An 18903-nucleotide genomic window follows, 5' to 3' on the forward strand; every position below is an offset into this window, starting at 1 on the left:
GAAGATCAATCGATCATGGGAGCCTGCGCTATGTCCGACCCGGACCGCTTGAAGCGGGTCGACGCCCTGCTGGAGGGCCTGGACGAAGTCCTGCCGCCGCCGCGGGTGCGCGCTCAGCTGCGCCTCGCTGCGGGCCTCACCCAGCAGGAGATCGCGGACGCGGTGGGCGTGAAGCGCCTGTCCGTAGTGAATTGGGAGCTGGGGAAGAGCAACCCCCGGCGCCCGCAACGACAGGTGTACATCCACCTGCTCAATCAGCTCGCAAAGCGCTTCCCCAAGGCCGCTGTACTGGATTTGGGCAGCGCGACGCCGGCCTCTGAATCCAGGGGGTCGGGATGACCTAACGGCCATCGGCCGCGCGCGCCAAGAAGCGGACTAACCTCCCGCTGGCCTCGCGCGGCCCGTCTCCGACCGGGCTCTTTGCCCGAGTCGGTCGCTCAGATCCCAGTTGACGCTGGTCCTGAGCCGCGGCGATCAAGCCGCTCACTACTCCACGGCCCCTAATCAGGGCCACCACCAGGCCACTAACCACGGCCACCACAGCCAGATCAGTAACTCGCTTCACCCGCGGGCCCCTACCAGGGGGCTTCGCGGTTCAGCAGAACCGGGAGGGGAGGAGAAATCTCCCCCCACCCGGTCGGTGTCCGCCCGCTTCTCACGAAGGGGGCTTACCGACACATCCGCACACATGGAAGACGGTCCAGCCCGGAGGGCTCGGTCGCTCCAGATATATGGAAGGTAGGTCGCTCTCATAGTGCACGAAGTGGTGTCCCCCTGTCAGCTTGAGTCTGTCCGTTTCACCCCGGTTCAGGCGCGGCGGTCGTCCCGTGTGACGGGATCGGCGTACGGTTCCTCCTTCTTTTTCCGGTTCCTACCGGAAGAGGGGTTTCCGGTAGGAAGCTACAAGAGCAGCGGTTTCGGGGCGGTCTCGAAGGGCTCGGTCGCGGCGTCGGCCGCCCCGCTCGTGCACCCGCTCGCGGAGATCATCGACAACCGCGTCGACGACGCCGTCCACACCGACGGCTTCCCGTGTGGCGGGACGGTTTCCAAGATTTCTGCCCGCCGTGCGGGAGGGCCTGGGGGTATCGCGCCTTCCCGGCCTCTGTCCACAGGTGTTCCGTTGCAGGGTCGGCGGGTGGATGAGGAAACGCGAGTTCTGGCTGCTCCGATCGGGGCGGTGGGCCGGTGAGTTCCCTGGCGGCTGAGGCCGCGGGGGAGTCGACCGATGGTGCGCCGGTTCGCCGGCAGCGGGTGAAGGTGCCGATGCGGCTGGTGTCGTCGGCGGCCTACGCCGATGTCGCGCTGTCGGTGTACGTGAAGGTGAAGGCGCTCGGTGCGCGCCCGGAGGGGTGTGAGGCGAGGGCGGCGACGATCGCCTCGTACCTGAACATCTCCAAGGCGTCGGTGGAGCGGGGCCTGAAGCTGCTCTCGCGTCCGGCGCCGGACGGTGTGATCGAGTTGAAGTCGGAGCGCCGGACGCTGCCGGGCGGCCGGGGCACGTCGGCGGTGCGTACGACGCGGCCGGTGAAGCGTACGGAGTCGTTCGTGTGGCTGCCGGTGGCGGCCGCGGAGGACCTCACGCCCCGGCAGCTGCGTGCGTTCGCGGTCATCACGTTCGCGGAGCAGATGCGCATCGCGCTGACCGAGGGAGAGCTGGCGGGGCACCTGCGGCACCACTCGGGCAAGAAGGCCGGCCAGCCCCTCACCGCGGCGGCGGCCGGTGTGGTCGTCGACGAGCTGGAGGCGGCGAAGTGGGCAACGGTGCGGCGGCGCGCGGGGGCTCAGGGACGCCACCTGTTCATCGCGTGCGACATCGCTCCTGCGGCCGATGTGCAGGCCGGTGAGCCGGTCTCGGACGCCGCGCCCGAGACGGTCCAGGAGCTCCCGCAGGAGCCTGTGGACAGCACGGCGGACCTCTCCGCATGTTCGTTGGTTGGTGAGGGATCGGGTCTGTCGGTTGGTGAGGGATCCCTCGCGTATAAGGAATCACCTAGGACTGACTCACCTGATGACGAACGAGCGCTCTTCTCATCCGCCGTAGGCGAGGTACCGGTAGTAGAAGCTGTGGAAAACCCGGCTGACGCGAAGGCGCGTACGGATGCGCCGGGTGGTCTCGCGCTGCGCGCGGATGAGAACAGCCAGCCCGTCCTCTCGAAGCCCAACGACGAAAAGCGCAGCAACGGCGGGGGGTCGGCGCGGTCGTCGTACACCGGACCGCAGCTGGCCATGAGCCCGCAGATCTACGCGGTGCTGGAGCCGGTGCACTGGCTGCTGGCCCGGGTGGACAACCCGTTCGTGGAGCGGCAGATCGCCCGGGAGGTCGGCCGTCAGCTGGCGGGCGGGATGGACGCTGAGCGGCTGCACCACCGGCTGACCGCCCGGTTCGCCAAGGTCATGTCCTCGGAGATCCGCGACCCCGGCCGGTGGCTGCTCGGGGTGGCGCTGCCGCGGTGGGGCTGCGGGCACCTGGACTGCGAGTCCGGGGTGCGCTGGTCCAACGGCGAGCGCTGCGCCGTGTGCGAGGAAGTTGTCGCCGACAAGTTCGCCGCCCGACGGCGTGCGCAGCGCACCGAGCAGGGCCTGTGCCCCGATCACGGCAGCGAGCCCGGACCGTCCGGGACCTGCCGCGACTGCGAGCTCCAGCGGGCCATCGACGGGGCAGCGTCCTCGATGCCGGCCCCGCGTGAGCCCGAGGGCCCGCCGCGCAGCTCCTGCGGCGACTGCGGCTGCCGGATCTTCCTGACCGGCCGGGCGCTGGAGGACGGTCTGTGCAAGCTGTGCCGCGAGGAAGCCGAGGGCCTCGTGGCCGTCGGGGCCGCCCAGGAGCAGCAGGCGGTGACGTGCCAGGGCGGCGATGGGGTTCCGTGCGGCCGTCCGGCGCTGCCGAGCCGGACGGTCTGCGCACGCCACCGTGCTCAGGAACTGGCCCTGACCGATGCGGAGGCATCCTGATGAGCGGCAGCGAGGTGTCCGGCGTCGACCTGGCCCGGGTCGCGCTGCGGGCCGCGATGGAGGCGGCCCGGAAGAACGGTGGCGGCCAGAAGGCGAAGAGGAAGCCGCGGCCCATCACGGCGGCGCGGCGCGACGGGCGCGAGCCGGTGGGCCTCGGAGCGGCGCTCGGTGCGCTGGTCACCGAACGGGCCTGGGAGCTCCCGGCCGCCGGCGCCACCCTGCGCGAGCGGTGGGCAGCCATCGCCCCCGAACTCGCCGGACATGTCGCTGCCGTGTCGTACGACGTCGACTCCGGCCGGCTCACCGTGTGCCCGGAGTCGACGGCCTGGGCGACGCAGGCCCGCCTGGAGCAGACCCGCGTCATCGCGGCCGCCAACACCGCAGCGGGCCGCACCGTCGTGCGCGCCCTGCGGATCCTGCCGCCCGGCGCCGTGCCCGCACCCGAACCTGCCGACACTGCCCCGGTCACCCCGGTCGCCGTCACCGAAGGCCCGGCACGGACCCGGGAGACAGCATCCGAGGGCTACCGCCGCGCGCTCGCCGCGCACCAGGAGGTCGCCGTGCCGTCGCGGGTGGACCCGGGCATCGCGGAAGCGGTGGAGCGGCAGAATCAGGCGATGCGCGAGCTCAGCCGCCGGGCATTCCCCGAGCCCGATGTTGTGCCGGACGATGCGCCGGCCCCGATCGAGGCGGCCCGAGACCAACGTCGCCGCCAGGCCGCGGTGACCCAAGCTGCGGCACTGCGACGGGCCCGAGCCGAGCGGGCCGGAAAGGCACAGGGACCGCGTCAGCTTGGACAGACCGCATGACCTGACCACGAGGTTTGACCGGGTGCCATCTGCGCTGCCACGATGGCGCTTCGCACCACGGCTGAGGTTTCAGAGGCTCCCCCAACTCCCTCACTGCCGGCACCACTTGGACGCACCCCTGCGTCCCGAACTCGATGCCGCGCCCTGTGACCACACGGTTTGACCGGGCGTCGCAGGCACTGCCAGGATGACGCCCCACAACCGCATATAGAGGTACCGGCGGATCGAGGTGAGCCTTTGCTCCCTCACGACGGTGCAAGTACTACGGCGAGGTTGATGGCCCAAGCAAATCCCAGCCGGTTCCACCACGAGAGGCTCCCACTCCCGGCATGCCGGGGCGGGGGCACCTTTGTGTCCTCTCACCCCTATGTATCTGTGTCCTGAAGCCCCGGCAGCCGCCGGGGCTTCTTCTGCATGCCCTTCGGAGGTTCCCGTGACTGAACTTGCTTCTGCCGTGCCCGCCTACGTTCTGCTCGCCGCGCTCGCGGTCATCGTCGTGCTGCTCACCGTGGTCGCCATCGTCGCGAAGGCGGTCGTGGCCAAGGCGCGGCCCGAGGACTTACAGCACATCCTTCCCGGCCTGGGTCAGGTCCTGGCCGCGCTGTCCCTCTTCCTCCCCTGGGGGCGCGGGACGCGGGGCCAGGCCATCGCACCGCCGGTCGTCGTACGGTCCGAGCGCAGAGGAGGCCGGCGGCGGGGGTGAAGCCGGGAGTCAGGCCGCTGGCGGCTGGCTGGAGGGCGTGGCCTGGTCGGCGGGCTGGTCCAGCTGCTGCTGGCGGCGCCGCTGTTCGTTGCGGTGGTCCTCGACGCGCTGGGTGAACTTCTTCAGCGCCTCGCCCTCCTGGCCGGGCCCGTACTCGCTGTAGTGGCCGATGCCGAGCCGGACGGCGTTCACCTCCTCCTCGATCGCGTCGGCGGTCTGCTGGAGGAAGTAGCTGCGCTCGCGGAACTTGTAGTAACCGGTGAACATCGCGGCCACCGTGATGGCGAAACTGATGACGGTCAGGGTGACGCTCTGCCAGGTCAGCTCCTTGCCGGTGTCCAGGGCCGCGATCGTGGTCGTGGACGCTGAGCCGATCATGATGAGGGTCTGCAGGCCGTTGTGGATCGTCCGGTACTTACGGCTGTCAGCCTGGTACTGCTCTACCCCGGCCGCGACTTCCTCGCGGTAGAGCTTGCGCCGGTCCTCCAAGTCCGGGTTGCCCCTGACCTTCTGCTTCCACAGCGACTCCTGCTGCGAGGCGAGATGCGCCTCGAGGCGCTGGAGGCTGGACACGTCCCGCCCGGCGAAGTAGACGCCGACCAGCGTCAACAGGGACATCAGGAGCAGGCCGCCGCAGATCAGGTCACCCACGACGAACCGCGCCGGGTCGCCTGTGGTGCCCCAGGCGATGCCCGTGCCGATGACCGCGGCGAGTAAGGACAGCCAGCTGAGGGCCGCCCCCGCGCGCCAGATGCGGTCCAGCAGCCGGCGCCGGGCGAGCTGCTCCTGGGCGTCGATGACGAGGTTGGTGGTCACCACGTAGATCCGTTCAGCTTCGTCCCGCTGGCGGGCGAGAATCCGTTCAGCTTCGTCCTGCTGGCGGGCCCGAATCCGCTCGGCTTCTTCCCGCTGGCGGGCGTTGAACAGGTCGTCCGCGTCCTGGAGGCGGCGGGGCGCGTCGTCGTCGAAGTCCCGTGCCACGAGATCAGCGGGCGAACGCTTCGGTCAGGCTGATGCGGTAGCCGTCCTCTTCCATCAGCACGACGGTGACGCCGAACGGGTCGGGGTGGTCCAGCTCGATCGGGGTGAAGGAGAAGTTCACCGCGGCCTGGATCGGAGGCACCAGCTCGCCGCCGGGCTGCGGCGCGGGGGCCGGCCTCCAGTCCGGGGCGACCGCCGCCCATCCCTCGGGACTGCGGGACAGGAGCTGCTCGCTGTAGGGGAACTGGTGCAGGACGTGCCCGGCCGGGGTGGCGAGCACCATGTTCAGGCACGGCGCCGGGCCGACGATCGGCAGATCGCAGGCGGTGGCGACGTCGTGCGTCTCCCACGCGAGGACGACCTCGTCCGCACCGGCCGCCGCGGCGATGTTCGCGAGCTCCGCGATCCCGGCGAGCGCGTCCTGGCCGACCTTCAGCGGGCGGACCCAGATCAGCCCGACCAGCTCGCCGCGCACCAGCGGCATCATCAGCGGGCGCGGCACGACCCCCTCGCTCAGCGAGGCGGTGTACGTCTCCTTCGCGACGCCGACCAGTCCGTTCCACATCCGTGCTTCCACGGGAGCCCCCTGCCGTCCGGTGATCCGATCACCGCACCCTGCCACGGGGATTGAGGCCGTGTCAGCGGGATGATCAGCCAGCATGCGGCGGGGAGAAGCCGGATTCAGGCGGTGGCTGGCTGCCGGGTGACGGGGTGGCTGTGCTGCTCCTCCCACTCCTGGATCACTGTGCGCAGCATGGCGGCGATCTCGGGGTTGGTCCCCCTGCGGGTGGCGAGGGAGCGCAGGTACGGCTCCGCTCCCTGGAGCAGGCCGGAGCGGGGGTGGAGCGTCACCAGGGCGCGGTGGGTGCCGCGGTTCAGGTGATGGCACCAGGCGTCGATGTCAATTTGCCCCTCGGGCGCAGCGACGTGCCCGTCGACGAAGCCGCCCTCGGTCCGTGTGCAGCAGTTCCAGCCGTAGTCGCTGATGCACCGTTCGCAGGCGAGGATGCCGTGCATGTCCGGGTAGCGGCGCTGCCACTCGCCATCGAGGGCGATGACGTCCCCGGCGAGCGGGATGTTCTTGGTGCACAGGCAGCACCTGATGCGGAACGCGACGGACACGGTAGAGCTCCCAATCACCTTGCGGGCCGGACCTGCTCAGCCTGGCAGCCGGCCCCGGTGCTGCTCCGTCGCCATGCCGCGCCCGGCACCTGCAACACGCGGTGCAACAGCCGCGTGCAACGCACCCTCTGTTTCGGCTCTGACCTGGACGAACAGTTGTTGCGCCGCTTACCCACCCCCGTGTTGCACTCAAATACGCGCGATTCAATGCGCGATTGAGTGCGCGAATCAATGCGCGATCGGGTATGCTGTCTATTGGAGGTGACCTCTGTGTCCACTGAGAACGAGCTGTTCAGCGCCGTTGATGCGCTGCTGGAGCAGGTTGCGCAGGACGATCTGCCGGACCCTGCGGAGCGCAAGCGTCTGCGGGAGGCGGCGGGCCTGAGCCAGGCTCAGATCGCCACGGCGCTGGACGCCCGCCGTGAGGCCGTGGGGAACTGGGAGACCGGTCGGACCGAGCCGCGGCCGCCGAAGCGCGCCGCGTACGCCCGGCTCCTCGAGGGCCTCGCCGCCCGCTTCCCCGTCCCGGCTGCCGAAGCGCCCGCCGCCGCTCCGGCGCCCGTGGTCCCGGAGGCGTTCACCGGCCCGGCCCCGGAGCCGGCGCCCGCGCCCGCCGTCGTGCCGCCGTCCCGTCCGACGAAGGAGGCGAGCAGCACCGCCAGGCCGTCGACGACGTCGCGGCGCCCGGGTGCGAAGAAGGCGGTGGCGAAGACCACCGCGGCGGCCGCCAATCCGCGCTTCGAGAACGGTCCGCTCGCGGTCATCGACTGCGAGGACGGGCAGGTGTCGGCGTACTGCGTCGGCGGGCTGGTCCTGGACGTGCCCGCCAAGTCCATCCCGGCGCTGGTCGACTGGACGCTGACCGAAGCCCGGCTCGGGCAGGCCCGGCTGCACCGCAACGGCCGCGACGCCGACCCGATCCTCGTCCTCACCGCGTCCGCACTGGAGCGCTTCGGCCTGCCGGTCGCCCTGTCGGAGGAGGAACGGCACGCGAGCCGTCTCCCGTCCGGCCACAAAGTGGTCAAGCAGATCGAGAAGGCCGGACTCCAGATGAGTCAGCGCGGCTTCGGCCCGTGGGCCCGGGTCTACCGCGACCCCGAGGGCTCCCGGCGCCGCTGCGTCCAGCTGTGCATCCTGCCCTGGAACGCGCTGGACGCCCGTGAGTGGGACAAGAAGGACGATCCGCAGCTGCCGACGATGCACCCGGCCGAACTCGTCCAGTACCTCGGTCTGTACGCGGCCCGGGTGATCACGCCGCGCGGCAGCACCGCGACGACCGGCCTGGAGCTGATGACCGCGCTGCGCCCGCCCACCCGCGCGCAGAAGGACGAGGCGACCGGCGAGTTCAAACCGGCGTACAACGACGACGCGATCACCGCCAAGTACGACGTCGTGCCGTGCGAGGTCCCCGACGAACACCCGATCCTGAAGGACGCGGGGTTCGCCCGGCACCACCTCCGTACTCCGGCAGAGATGCTGATGGAGGAGCCCTACGACTGGTGCCGGCCGCTGACCGATGAGGAGTGCGTCAACAAATACCTGGTCGTCGTCGACCTGAACATGTCGTTCGCCGCGGCCGCGAACGGGCTCACGGTCGGGCTGAACGGGCCGACCCACCTGGAGAACAACCCGGCGTTCGACCCGGCGCTGCCCGGCTCGTGGCTGGTCGACCTGAGCCACGTCGACCTCTCCCGCGTACGGGTCAACGGCCGCACCGTCGACGGCACCCTGCTGCCCTCGCCGTTCACCCCGACCGGCGAGCGCCCGACCGGCCCGGCCTGGTACGCCACGCCGACCGTCGCCTACGCGGTGGAGCTCGGTTTCGACGTCGCGCCGATCGAGGCGTACGTGCGCACCCAGACCGGCCGCTACCTGGACGCCTGGTACAAGCGCCTGCGCGACGCGTACATCGCGACCATGGCCGACATGGACGTCACCACCGACCTCGCAGAGCAGGAGTTCCTGGAGGCGATGGGGCGGCGCAAGCAGGTGGACCCGACGATGGCGCTGCTGGAGACCGCGATCAAGGCGACCGCGAAGGGCGCGATCGGCAAGCTGCGTCAACGCAGCCGGGGCCAGGTGCCGTACTACGAGCCCTACCCGGCGCTGGACCGGTGGACGTGGCGCCCGGACATCCGGGCGGCCGTGCTGGCCAACCAGCGCACCGGCCTGCACCGCAAGCTGATGAAGACGGCGGCCGCCGCCGACCTGTACCCGGTCGCGATCGGCACCGACGCGATCGTCTACCCCTCGCCGGGCCCGTCCCCGCTGGACGTCCTGCCGCGCACCGAGGAGGGCAAGCCGGCGCCGGGCACGTTCCGGCTCGGAGTCTCGCCCGGGATGGTGAAGCACCAGGGCACCCAGACCACCTTGTGGGCGGAATCCCAGTTCGAGGAACGCGGCTGCGTCTTCAACATCGCCAACCTAATCAAGACCGACCAGAGCGCCGGAGAAGGGGAGTAGACCGTGGTCGACTCACTCGGGGACAGCCTGGACCGCGCGCTGGAGGGGGCGTTCACCCGCCGCATCCCGCAGAGCGCCCAGGCGCAGATGAAGTACCTGGTCAAGCAGCTCAAGGGCACCAAGGCCGCCGCCCAGGCGCTCGGGATCTCCCAGCGCACGGTGGAGCGGTACGTGTCGGGCAAGCTCAAGCGGCCCCGCCAGGACCTGCGCGGCCGCCTGGAGCGCGAGGTCAAGAAGCGGTGGCAGCCGCAGATCCGCGCGAAGGCGAGGAAGAAGGCGGCATCCACCGGCGGCCTGGTCGTCTCCACCCGCGCCCGCTTCGGGTTCACCGCGGCCTCGGGCACGACCGACGACGCCCGGATCCGCGACATCACCCAGGCCCTGCCGCCCGAGTTCGCCGACCAGCTGTTCAACGCACGGGAGCAGGGCAAGACCGAGGACCAGCTCCGGCAGATCGCCGCCGACGGCCTCGCCCGGATGTACTTCCGCGCCAACAACAGCAGGGCCCACGGTCTCGGGGTGGAGTTCACCGACGTGGAGCGGCTCGAAATCGATCTGTGATCACCCGCCCACGGCAGGGGCCCCGAACCGCGCGCCGGTTCGGGGCCCCTCGTCATCTGCCGACGGGTCAGCCGGTGTCGGCCTGCCGGTCGGCCGCCTTCTTCCTGGCCTGCTGCAACTGCTCGTACGTCGCGGCGTGCAGCGTCTCCATCCGGCTCAGCGCCGTCGCCGTGTCGTCCGGCTTCATCGCGCCGCCGGCGAACTCCACCAGGAGCTCCACCATCAGGTGGTTCTTCCAGTGCCGCAGTTCCGCCTCGTTCACGAGCTCCGGACCGGCGGCCATCATCAAGTCGGCCAGGCGCCCCTGCGCCCGCCACGCCCGTCGCCGACGCCACCCGCCGCCGCCCGGCCGGTTCAGATTCCGCAGGTTGCGGATCTGCTCCACCATCGCCTTGATCTGCGTCTCCTGCTCGGGCGTCCACTCCTGCCCAGCCCCCTCATGGAGGGCCTGTACAGCCTCCTGAGCGGCCTGGGCGTCATCGCCCAACCCGTCGCCGCTCAGCTGCTCCACGGCCTTCCTGAGCGACGCCTGCGCCGCCGTCGCGTCGTCCTGTTCGGACATGCTCACCCCTCGTTCTCCGGAACGCGCAGCATGCCCGCCGCGCGGCGCCCCGGGCAATCGGACGGACCGGCCGGGACGGCGGGCTACTGCGGGTCCACCTCACCCGGGACGGCCGTCGTACGGCGCCGGCGGATGACGTCGGGCAGCTGACGGGAGGCGGCGGCCGGGATGAAGAACAGCCCGATCATGCCGAGCCCGGTCACGGCGGCGCTGAGCAGGCCGACCGACACCGACGGGTCGTCGACCGAGGCGACCCCGCAGAACACCGAGAAGACGGCGACGAACCCTAGCGACGCGAGGATCCACGGCTCGCGCAGCGAGGAGCGGGCGCCGGACACCACAGTTCCCCACCACACCCAGCCCGCCGCCACGCAGAACAGCACGGCCGCCGGCGGCAGCAGGACGGGCGGCGCCCACCGCGCGACGTCACCGCGGGCGAGCTGTTGCCCGGTCTCGTAGCCGACCTGGACCAGCCACACCAGGTACACCGGCACCTCGATGGCGATCACCACCCACATCAAGACCCGCAGACCCCGTAACGCGCCGCGCTCGCTCATCCCTTGGCCCTCCCCCTCGATCATCAAGTCCAGGGGAACGTAGCGGCCCGGCACCGGCGCTCACCAGGGCGCGTCACCCACAGGGGTGGAGATCAGCCGTAGGAGCGTCCCGTCGTCGGCGGTCTCTGTCCACAGGTCCGCAGCTGTGAGCTACCCCCATGACCGAGGAAGAGAAGGCAGCGCAGGCTGCCAGGACGCGTACCAAGCTCATGGAGGGCCTCGCTCGCGCGGAGCGTGCCCTGTTCACCCGTTCCGCGCCGAAATCGCCGCGAGCTCAGATGAAATTCCTCCGCAAGCGGGAGAAGGGCTCCACCAAGAGCCTGGCGGAGCGCCTGGGCGTTTCCCGCAAGACGGTGCAGCGCTACCTCTCCGGCGCGTCCACCAAGCCGAACAAGCGCCTCCAGGAGGTACTGGTCAAGGAGACCGAGTCGGAGTGGCAACCGCAGGTCAGAGCACAGGCGAGGCAGCGTGCGACCACCTCGGGCGGGCTCGTCATCAAGTTCCGGGCCACCCTCGGATTCACCGCGAACGGATCCTCGGACGACACCCGAGTACGGGATCTGAGCATCGCCGTGTCGCCGTCCCACGCAGCACTCATCCTGGCGGCACGGGAGGAGGGTGCGACGGACGCCGACCTCCACGAGGCCGTCGCGGAGGCCATCGCGGACGCCTATTTCCGTCAAGGCGGGGGCGGTCGCGCAAGCCTGGAGGTGAAATTTCGGGACGTTCAATCGCTCGACATCGAGTTTTAGCAGCGCGCAATTCTGGCGTGCTGTAGACCTGGATAACCGGCTCGCCGAACCGCATTACCGGGCGGGCCCCCATTTCCGTATCCGAACTGAAAGCGAGTCCTGATGAACACGTCCGACGGGTGGCGAAGCCGTCGTGTCCCCGAGGCCCGCGGCCGCGCCGGCGCTCCGATCGACTACGCGAAGGTCGGCCGGTCCTCGGTGCGGCGCCGCGCGCGGGGCATGACGCACAACGAGGCGGTGGCGGCGCTCGAAGAGGCGGAGCTGCACGCGCACATGGACCGCCGCGACGAAGCCGCGGCCGACGACGGCGGCCGCCGTGCTGCGGAGCTCGCGGAGTGGCAGCGCCTCGTGCAGCTGCTCGCCGCGACCGGCGGCCCGTACGACCTGGACGCCGACGTCGTCGTCCAGGAGGAGCTCGCCGAAGGCCGGCGCCGCGAGGAAGCCGAGCAGCAGCGCCGCCAGGAGCAGCAGCAGCTCGCCGACCGGGCCGAAGAACTCGCCCGGCTGGGCGGGGCCGGCCGACTCGATCGCAGCGTGCCGAGCCAGGCCGGGGACGAAGCCGCCCGCGACCTCCTGGACGACAACCGCGACTACCGCGCCGCGAAGGTCGACGCCTGGCTCGCCCGCGCCCTCGCCGACCAGTCCGGCCACTACGCCGACCCGGCCGCCCGCGCGGCCGCCGTCGGCTCGCTGCCCGTGCCGGTGCGCGCCCGCGCCGCGCTGCTCGCCGCCCTCGCCCGGACCGGGGCCCCGGTCGACGGCGACCTCGAGTTCGTCGGCCGCCTCGCCCAGGCCGACCCGGCCGCCACGAACGCGCTCGCCGCGTGGCTCGACAACGCGGCCGCGGTGAAGGGCGGCGCGGCGTGAGCGCGGCGGACGAGGTGGTGGCCACCTGGAGCGAGCACAGCGGGATCGGGCACCACTACGAGGACCTGCTCGCCGACGGCTCGGTCATCGCCTGGACTGAGCCGCCCTTCGGCGAGAGCCTCATCCCCGGCGACGACGACCCCGACTACAACCCCGTGTGCAACTGCCCGCGCGCACCCCAGGCGTGGTGCCAGGAGTGCGCCAGCTGCGCCGACTGCTGGGAGTGCAGCCACCGACCCGGGCGGCCGTAGCGTTCGCCCTGCCCGCTCCGTCCCGGCCCCCCGGTGTCTTCCCCGGCGGGCCGGGGGGAGGCGTTCAGATCGACGGAGAGTAGCTGTCACGCCCTCCGGGCCGGGTGTCACGCTCCTATGAAGGCCGCGCCGCGAGTGTCCCGATGTGTCCGTTTTTTGGGTCCGCCAGACCCTCTGGAGGCCAGTTTCGAGCGGGAGCGTGACACGTAAGATCGGGCGTGACACGCACATATGAGTAAACAGAGCGTGAGCGTTCTGGGCTGTGTTGGGCGCGTCGCGTTCGCCAGGACGGACCCGGCTGGGGATCGTGGGGTCATGGTCTTCATCCCTCCAGTCGACAGGCACTACTGCCTTGACCCGTGGTGCGAGAACCCGGACCCGGACCTCATCCCTGACGCCGCCTGCGGCTGCCACATCCTCACCGACGGCGAGCTCGAACGACGCAAGCAGCAGTACCTCCTGGCCGCCTCCCTGCAGAGCGGATCCCAGGAGCTCCAGGCGTAGTCCACGCGCGGCGTCGGGCCCCGGTTCGTCCGTACCGGGGCCCGGGGAGCGGGCCCGGCGCTACCGTGGGAGCACACGCCAGAGAGAAGCCCAGGAGCCCCGGATGAGCCAGCAGCCGGCCACCGCGTCCGCGCCCGACCGTCAGCCCCTCGATGAGCACGCCGCCGAATCGGTCCGCGCGTACGCGGCCGACCAGCGTGCGCGGGTCGACGTCCTCGCCTCCGTGCTGGAGGACATCGCCGCCAACGGCTACCCGTCCCCGGAGACCGGAGTGCCGTGGGAGACCGCCCGCGACAACCACCTCGCCCGCCTTGCTGACGAACAGCCCCGTGTCGCCTGAGCACGGGCCACGGCGCTCGCAGGTCATCGTGGTGGAGCCCGCGCTCACCCAGCTGACCAAACTCACCGCGGGCGAGACGCACCGATTGGACCGAGCGATCGTCGCGATCAGCGTTAACCCGGAGCTGGGCACCGAGGTGCCCGGCACTCTGCTGCGCGACTACGCGGACGAGATCGACGGAGTCCGCGTGATCTTCTACGTGACGGCCCTGCGGACGATCACGATCGTGTCGTACGTTGAGGCGTAGGGGCCTCCCGAGTACCCAAACAGCGCCCCGGACCGCGAAGGTCCGGGGCGCTGCTGTGTGTGCTGCCCCGGGTAGCACTTGGTGCTGCTCGGGGGTCGTGGGGCGCTGCTCGGTGGGTGGGTGGTGGTGTTCTGTGCTGCCGGAGAGCGATGACATTTCGAGGCCGGCCCCGGGCGGGACACGGGTGCTGCACGGGTAGCGGCCCCTTGCAGCAAACGGTCGTTCGTCTGCTGCAAGGGGCCGCTGCATCCGGTCAGCCGGTGGTGCCGGTGGCCCACCGCTCCAGCTCGCCCGGCGTCGTCTGCAGCAGCGTGCGGCGCCGGGTCTGGGCGGTGGCCCGGCTCTTCAGGTGCATGGCGGCCGCGAGGTCGCTATGAGAGATGGAGACGTCCCGGGCCGCGTCCTGGCGTACGGCGGCGTCCCGCACAGCCTCCAGCCGCTCCAGCAGCCCGGTGGTGCCCTCGATGACGGCCGCGAGTTCGGCGGCGCTCGCGCGGCCCGTGCGCAGCAGCGCCAGACCGTGCAGCGAGGTGGCGAGCAGCGCGGCCAGCTGCTCGCCGTCGCTGCCGAGCACGGCGACGTCCTCGGCAGCGAGCGGGACCAGGAGCTGCTCCTGGCGGTGGGTGTCAGACGCGGGGTCGGTCACCGCGGTCTCCTTCCTTGGGTGGATCGGTCAGCGGTCGGCGACGGTCCAGCCCTGGCCGGGCCGGATACGGATGATGCCGCCGGGGGTGTGCAGCTGCCCGCCGCCCGCGCCCAGGCCCAGGGCGTCGATCTGGTCCAGCAGTGCGGCGGCCTGCTCCGCGAGCTCGCGGGCCTGCGCCTGGCGGGCGCGGAGTTCTTCGGCGGTTCCGGTGAACACGGTGTCTCCCTCGTGGGTCGGGCGGGGCCTACAGCCAGCGGAAGAGGTCGCGGACCTGGGAGGCCGCGCCCGAGAGGTTGTCGGCGTCCAGGCGGGCGTCGAAGTCGAACGGGTCCTCGGTCTCGTCCATGACGTCCTCGGACGCGGCCGCCAGGACGTCGGCGAAGCGCTCGTGAACGGCCGCCTCCTTCAGCGCCTGGACGACGGTGTCGCGGTCGGCGGTGCCCCGCTTGATGGCGTCGGCGAGCAGCCCCAGCGCGGCGGCGGCCGCCGGGGCCAGGTACGCGAGCTCGCTGTCGACGGCGCCCCGGTCGGCGCTGGTCTCGATGGCGGTGATGTCGGCGGCCTTCACGATCTCCGTGGACGTGCGCTCCATGACGGGTCTCTCTCTCGGCTGGAAGGGCTCAGGCGGTGCGGCTGAGGTAGCCGGCGGCGACGTCGACGAAGGAGTCGTGGGCGACCTTCGCGGCCTCGCGGGCGGCGGTGAGGTCCTCGGTGGTGGCGTAGGCGTCGCGCAGCGCGTACGTCAGCGTGATCATCTCGTCGGCCGCGGCGCGCACCGCCGGGTCCTCGATGAGCACCCGGAGAGCGACCATCGGGCGGGTGACGGCGGACCGGGTCATGTGGCTCGCGCTGCGAAGGGTCTGGATCCGCTCGGGCCCGTCGCCCTTGAGGACAGCGTCACCGCGCACCCACATCGCCGTGCGGTGGTCGCTGGCGGCGCAGGCGAGGGCGGTGACGGCCTCCAGGCGGTCGCGGCGGATCGCCTCGCCGTGGCTCACGCGGACGGTCCGTTCGGCGGCGCGCTCCTGGAAGCGGCCGCTGACGATCGAGCCGAGCAGGGTGCCGACGATGGCGAGGGCGGCGGTGACGAGGGTGACTAACACGGTGGGTTCCTCCCCTGTATGGACTTCAATACATGTATTGAAGTCCATACAGGGGAGACGGCGCAAGAGGGCCGCCCATGATTCTTTCCGTGAGGCTGTGAGCTGCGCGTTTCCCGCCTGCGGGAACCGTGTGCGCATATCTGACCTACGCGTCCCGTGTGCGGCACGCGGCGACGGGAAGCCCAGGTTTCCCCTGCGGGGGAACGATGTTCACGTGGCCCGGCAGCAGGCCCACGAGCTGGGGCAGACCGGAGTTGGTGTTGCCGCCGACACATCGCGAAAGGGCCTTCACCTGCGGCTTTCCCCTCCGGGGGAACGATGTGCGCGCGGTTGTCCCTGTGGGGGTGGACAAAATTTCCACTCCCACGGGGACAAACCCCGGAAGAGGGGGCTCCCACCAGCGGGTTTCCCGCCCAGGGGAACGATGTATCGCCCTCCGCGCACGAAAGCGGCGCCGCACCCCTGGGGTGCGGCGCCGCAGTGTCGGCGGGGACGGCTACGCGGTGGCGTGCAGCTGCCGGACGGTGGCCAGAGGCGCGTCGTCGTCCTCCAGCTCGGACGGCGCTGGCTCGCCGGTGGCCTTGGAGCCGAGGCGGTAGAACTTCACGCCCACGGCTGTGTACGCGAGCGTCAGCCAGCCGTTCTCGGCGAGCCGGCCGATGCTGCGAGAGGCGCTGGTGGTGCTCAGGCCGACCAGCTTCCCGATGTCCGTGGCCGTGGTGCGCACCGGATCCCCGATCGGGACCGCGGTGGCGTAGAACATGAGGACCTTGAGGTCCGCGCCCTGCTTGAGCTGCGACCGCAGTAGAAGGGCGTTGAGCTCGCCGGCCTCCATGAAGCGCGGCTCGAACGACTGGGCGATCGGCGACGTCATGACGCCTCCTTCTCCTTCTTCTCGGGCGGGCACGTGGTCACAGGGTGCCGAGCGTGCTGCGTGGCCTTGCGCTGCTGCCCCGAGCCGCCGTCGTAGGCGGCGCGGGCGTTCAGCTTGTAGAACTTCACCCGGCCCACCTTCTCGGCCTCCAGGAGGAAGCCTCCCCTGTTGAGGTTACCCACGGACTTGCTCACCGCGTTCGGACGCAACTCCAGGTCGTTGCCGATCTCGCGGAAGCTCATTCGCAGCGGTTCGTCTCCGGACGGCGCGTTGAACAGGTAGTAGCCGAAGACCAGCTTGTCGTTCTTGGTGTACCCGCTGCCCTTCTTCCACAGCCCGGCGCCCAGCTTCTTGCTGGCGTTCACGTGCCGACCGCCACCGCTCCAGTCGTACGGCTTGTCGTCCTCCTTCAGCAGCTCCAGCTGGACGTACTCGCCCGTGCTGGTGTTCACCGCTGGCCTTGCCCGGCCCATACCGCTCCTCACCTTGGGATTTCCCCCAGAGGGGAACGATGTACGCGGCCTGACCGTAGCGACCATTTCCCCTCCAGGGGAACCCGCCACGCCGATCCGCACCAGGATCCAGACCGGTCAGCGTTTCCCCTCCAGGGGAAAGGTGCGTCCCGATCTGACACTCAAATAGCCTCGATCGATACATCACATGGCCTCTGACCAGCGACGATGCGTGTTCCCTCTATACGTACCTATCCGTAGGCTCCACCAAGCTCCTCGCGCGCGTGAAGGGCCGGCCTCCCCGACGCGCTGCCCGCTCGGCTTCCAGACCTCACTGCCAGCCTCTGCATAGCTCACACCACAACCCTCCGCACTAATCGCCCGGCAATTCACCTGAGCACGTTTTCCCGGCTTCCATATACCGCTATTCTGAAAAGGCTGAACCGTATATCACCTCTTTCACCAGCATCATTCAGTTCCGAGCGTCTAAACCATTCCGCGAACCTGTTTTACCTGCTCGGAGGTGGTGTAGCTCCATTCCAGTCCTAAGCTAGCCTCGAGTGTGAGAGAGCGCCGTGTGTGTGCAGAGAGAGAGACGCGCGCGAGCAGAGAGAGAGAGAGAGAGAGAGCCGTTGAGAGAGAGCGAGCCCCAGCGAGCCCAGCGAGCGCAGCGCAGCGAGCAGCAGCCCGCCCAGCCCTGCTCTGTGTTTTTCCTCTGTGTGCGCGCGCTCGTGTGTAGCGAGCGCAGATGTGTGTGTGTGTGTGAGTGAGAGCAGAGCAGAGCGGGCGCGCGCGTGCGAGCGCGCGCGTGAGCAGTAGACCGTCGCTGCCTGTCGTGTCGCGCACGCGCCGTTTGTTTGTTTTCTCGCTCTCATCTCTCTTGGGCACGTTCTCCCGGCATGTATGCCTTTCCGCTCCTCTGATGTGTGCGTGTATCCGTCCTATCCTTCTCTCTCTCTCTCACAGCACTCATCTCTGTTCCGTGCGTGTATACATCTCTCTCTCTCTCTCTCTCTCTCTCTCTCTCTCTTTCTTTCTTTCTTTCTCTCTCTCTCTCTCTCTCTCTCTCTCTCTCTCTCTCTCTCTCTCTCTCTCTCTCTCTCTCTCTCTCTCCTCTCTCCCGCTCTTCCTCTCTCTCTCCTCTCTCTCTCCCTCTCTCTCTCTCCCTCCCCTCACCACCCTCTCGTCTCTCTCTCTCTCTCTCTCTCTCTCTCTCTGCTCTCTCTCTCTCTCTCTCTCTCTCTCTCTCTCTCTCTCTCTTCTCTCTCTCTCTCTCTCTCTCTCTTCTCTCTCTCTCTCTCTCTCTCTCTCTCTCTCTCTCTCTCTCTCTCTCTCTCTCTCTCTCTCTCTCTGCCTCGCTCTCTCTCTCTCTCTCTCTCTCTGCTCTCTCTCTCTCCCTCTCTCTCTCTCTCTCTCTCTCTCTCTCTCTCTCGCTGCGCTCTCTCTCTCTCTCATGCGCGCGCGCGCGCCTGCACACGCGCACGCGCGCGCGCGCGCGCTCGCGCTCGCGCGCGCACGCGCGCGCGCGCGCGCGCGCGCGCGCGCGCGCGCGCGCGCGCGCGCGCGCGCGCGCGCCCAGCGCGCGCGCCCCAGCAACCCAACCCGCGCGCGCGCGCGCGCGCGCGCGCGCCCCCGCGCGCGCGCGCGCGCGCGCGCGCGCGCGCCCGTGTGTGTGTGCGCCTGCTGCCCAACGAAACACGCGCCCGGATCGCTAGTCTCACTCACCCCCACCTCCGTTCGATCCATCACCCGCCCGACTGCCCGTCACCACCCTTCCCCTTGCTGCTGCACCCAACGCGCGCGCGCGCGCGCGCCCCGCGCGCGCGCGCGCGCGCGCGCGCGCGCGCGCGCGCGCGCGCGCGCGCGCGCGCGCGCGCGCGCGTGCTGCTTGTGGCGTGAGCCCCGTGGGTGGGCCGCGCGGAGCGGGGCACGCCTTGCCCGCGCGGGGAGTTGGGCGCGCGCCTGGGTGGCTGGAGCGCAGCGGAGGCCACGGGTCGGCCGGAGGCCGGCCCCGGGTCGCGGAGCGGCCCGCCTGCCCTGCGGTTGGCGGTGGGCGCGGAGCGCGTGCCGCCTGGTGGTGAGCGGAGCGAGCCGCCTCCGCTCACGCGGAGCGGGAGCGGCCGGGGAGCGAAGCGACCCGGCTCGCTGTGACGGGCG

At 70.4% G+C, this 18903-nt stretch carries 24 protein-coding genes; 12 read left to right on the plus strand and 12 right to left on the minus strand.

Annotated elements, in window-relative coordinates:
- Positions 1 to 30: 30 nt before the first annotated feature.
- The 4 genes from OIU81_RS42020 to OIU81_RS42035 all read left to right on the plus strand — a co-directional run bounded on the left by OIU81_RS42020 (position 31) and on the right by OIU81_RS42035 (position 4464).
- A complete protein-coding gene (locus OIU81_RS42020) occupies positions 31 to 339 on the plus strand; it encodes a helix-turn-helix transcriptional regulator (protein WP_329156342.1) in 309 nt (102 codons plus the stop codon).
- 846 nt (positions 340 to 1185) lie between these two features.
- Positions 1186 to 2952: a hypothetical protein gene (locus OIU81_RS42025; protein ID WP_329156340.1), complete on the plus strand. Its 1767-nt coding sequence runs from the start codon at positions 1186 to 1188 to the stop codon at positions 2950 to 2952.
- Complete coding sequence (locus OIU81_RS42030; RefSeq protein WP_329156338.1) at positions 2952 to 3761, plus strand: DciA family protein; 810 nt, start codon at positions 2952 to 2954, stop codon at positions 3759 to 3761. Before OIU81_RS42025 ends, OIU81_RS42030 begins: the two co-directional genes overlap by 1 nt.
- A gap of 433 nt (positions 3762 to 4194) precedes the next feature.
- The gene (locus OIU81_RS42035) at positions 4195 to 4464 is read left to right on the plus strand and encodes a hypothetical protein (RefSeq protein WP_329156336.1); all 270 of its coding nucleotides are present in this window, start codon (positions 4195 to 4197) and stop codon (positions 4462 to 4464) included.
- A 9-nt stretch (positions 4465 to 4473) separates the two neighbouring features.
- On the opposite strand, the gene OIU81_RS42040 is transcribed toward OIU81_RS42035, so the two are convergent.
- The 3 genes from OIU81_RS42040 to OIU81_RS42050 form a co-directional block, all read right to left on the minus strand.
- Positions 4474 to 5445 carry an SLATT domain-containing protein gene (locus OIU81_RS42040; RefSeq protein WP_329156334.1) on the minus strand — a complete coding sequence of 324 codons (972 nt, stop codon included), beginning with the start codon at positions 5443 to 5445 and terminating at the stop codon, positions 4474 to 4476.
- A gap of 4 nt (positions 5446 to 5449) precedes the next feature.
- Positions 5450 to 6010 (minus strand): hypothetical protein, encoded by a 561-nt coding sequence (locus tag OIU81_RS42045; protein ID WP_329156434.1) that lies wholly within the window; start codon positions 6008 to 6010, stop codon positions 5450 to 5452.
- A 116-nt stretch (positions 6011 to 6126) separates the two neighbouring features.
- A complete protein-coding gene (locus OIU81_RS42050; RefSeq protein ID WP_329156332.1) occupies positions 6127 to 6567 on the minus strand; it encodes a hypothetical protein in 441 nt (146 codons plus the stop codon).
- A 270-nt stretch (positions 6568 to 6837) separates the two neighbouring features.
- On the opposite strand from OIU81_RS42050, the gene tap reads away from it, so the two are divergent.
- Both tap and tpg (OIU81_RS42060) read left to right on the plus strand, forming a co-directional pair.
- Positions 6838 to 9030: a telomere-associated protein Tap gene (gene tap, locus OIU81_RS42055; protein ID WP_329156331.1), complete on the plus strand. Its 2193-nt coding sequence runs from the start codon at positions 6838 to 6840 to the stop codon at positions 9028 to 9030.
- A 3-nt stretch (positions 9031 to 9033) separates the two neighbouring features.
- The gene (tpg, locus tag OIU81_RS42060) at positions 9034 to 9591 is read left to right on the plus strand and encodes a telomere-protecting terminal protein Tpg (protein ID WP_311314893.1); all 558 of its coding nucleotides are present in this window, start codon (positions 9034 to 9036) and stop codon (positions 9589 to 9591) included.
- Positions 9592 to 9658: 67 nt separating this feature from the next.
- Here the strand turns inward: tpg (OIU81_RS42060) and OIU81_RS42065 are convergent, their stop codons facing one another.
- Positions 9659 to 10153 carry a hypothetical protein gene (locus tag OIU81_RS42065; protein WP_329156327.1) on the minus strand — a complete coding sequence of 165 codons (495 nt, stop codon included), beginning with the start codon at positions 10151 to 10153 and terminating at the stop codon, positions 9659 to 9661.
- Positions 10154 to 10236: 83 nt separating this feature from the next.
- Positions 10237 to 10710 carry a hypothetical protein gene (locus OIU81_RS42070; RefSeq protein ID WP_329332171.1) on the minus strand — a complete coding sequence of 158 codons (474 nt, stop codon included), beginning with the start codon at positions 10708 to 10710 and terminating at the stop codon, positions 10237 to 10239.
- 158 nt (positions 10711 to 10868) lie between these two features.
- Here OIU81_RS42070 and tpg (OIU81_RS42075) point away from each other — a divergent pair, with 158 nt between their 5' ends.
- From tpg (OIU81_RS42075) to OIU81_RS42100, 6 genes are all read left to right on the plus strand, one after another.
- Positions 10869 to 11462, plus strand: coding sequence for a telomere-protecting terminal protein Tpg (tpg, locus tag OIU81_RS42075; protein ID WP_329156324.1), 594 nt, complete (start codon positions 10869 to 10871; stop codon positions 11460 to 11462).
- A 102-nt stretch (positions 11463 to 11564) separates the two neighbouring features.
- Positions 11565 to 12329, plus strand: a complete 765-nt coding sequence (locus OIU81_RS42080) for a hypothetical protein (RefSeq protein ID WP_329156323.1) — start codon at positions 11565 to 11567, stop codon at positions 12327 to 12329.
- Positions 12326 to 12580, plus strand: a complete 255-nt coding sequence (locus OIU81_RS42085) for a hypothetical protein (protein ID WP_329156321.1) — start codon at positions 12326 to 12328, stop codon at positions 12578 to 12580. Before OIU81_RS42080 ends, OIU81_RS42085 begins: the two co-directional genes overlap by 4 nt.
- A gap of 315 nt (positions 12581 to 12895) precedes the next feature.
- The gene (locus tag OIU81_RS42090) at positions 12896 to 13084 is read left to right on the plus strand and encodes a hypothetical protein (RefSeq protein ID WP_329156319.1); all 189 of its coding nucleotides are present in this window, start codon (positions 12896 to 12898) and stop codon (positions 13082 to 13084) included.
- Between the two features lie 103 nt (positions 13085 to 13187).
- The gene (locus OIU81_RS42095; RefSeq protein WP_329156317.1) at positions 13188 to 13424 is read left to right on the plus strand and encodes a hypothetical protein; all 237 of its coding nucleotides are present in this window, start codon (positions 13188 to 13190) and stop codon (positions 13422 to 13424) included.
- Positions 13414 to 13671 (plus strand): hypothetical protein, encoded by a 258-nt coding sequence (locus OIU81_RS42100; protein WP_329156315.1) that lies wholly within the window; start codon positions 13414 to 13416, stop codon positions 13669 to 13671. Before OIU81_RS42095 ends, OIU81_RS42100 begins: the two co-directional genes overlap by 11 nt.
- Positions 13672 to 13924: 253 nt before the next feature.
- Here OIU81_RS42100 and OIU81_RS42105 read toward each other — a convergent pair whose 3' ends face one another.
- From OIU81_RS42105 to OIU81_RS42135, 7 genes are all read right to left on the minus strand, one after another.
- A complete protein-coding gene (locus OIU81_RS42105) occupies positions 13925 to 14317 on the minus strand; it encodes a hypothetical protein (RefSeq protein WP_329156314.1) in 393 nt (130 codons plus the stop codon).
- A 27-nt stretch (positions 14318 to 14344) separates the two neighbouring features.
- The gene (locus OIU81_RS42110) at positions 14345 to 14533 is read right to left on the minus strand and encodes a hypothetical protein (RefSeq protein WP_329156312.1); all 189 of its coding nucleotides are present in this window, start codon (positions 14531 to 14533) and stop codon (positions 14345 to 14347) included.
- Positions 14534 to 14561: 28 nt separating this feature from the next.
- Positions 14562 to 14909, minus strand: coding sequence for a hypothetical protein (locus tag OIU81_RS42115; RefSeq protein WP_329156311.1), 348 nt, complete (start codon positions 14907 to 14909; stop codon positions 14562 to 14564).
- A gap of 28 nt (positions 14910 to 14937) precedes the next feature.
- Entirely contained in the window at positions 14938 to 15420 is a 483-nt protein-coding gene (locus OIU81_RS42120; protein WP_329156310.1) for a hypothetical protein, read from the minus strand.
- 496 nt (positions 15421 to 15916) lie between these two features.
- The gene (locus OIU81_RS42125; protein WP_329156307.1) at positions 15917 to 16294 is read right to left on the minus strand and encodes a hypothetical protein; all 378 of its coding nucleotides are present in this window, start codon (positions 16292 to 16294) and stop codon (positions 15917 to 15919) included.
- Entirely contained in the window at positions 16291 to 16746 is a 456-nt protein-coding gene (locus OIU81_RS42130) for a winged helix-turn-helix domain-containing protein (protein WP_329156306.1), read from the minus strand. Before OIU81_RS42130 ends, OIU81_RS42125 begins: the two co-directional genes overlap by 4 nt.
- 969 nt (positions 16747 to 17715) lie before the next feature.
- Complete coding sequence (locus OIU81_RS42135) at positions 17716 to 18201, minus strand: hypothetical protein (protein WP_329332176.1); 486 nt, start codon at positions 18199 to 18201, stop codon at positions 17716 to 17718.
- Between the last annotated feature and the right edge of the window lie 702 nt (positions 18202 to 18903).

The sequence above is a fragment of the Streptomyces sp. NBC_01454 genome (assembly GCF_036227565.1).
In the GTDB taxonomy this organism is placed as follows: Bacteria; Actinomycetota; Actinomycetes; order Streptomycetales; family Streptomycetaceae; genus Streptomyces.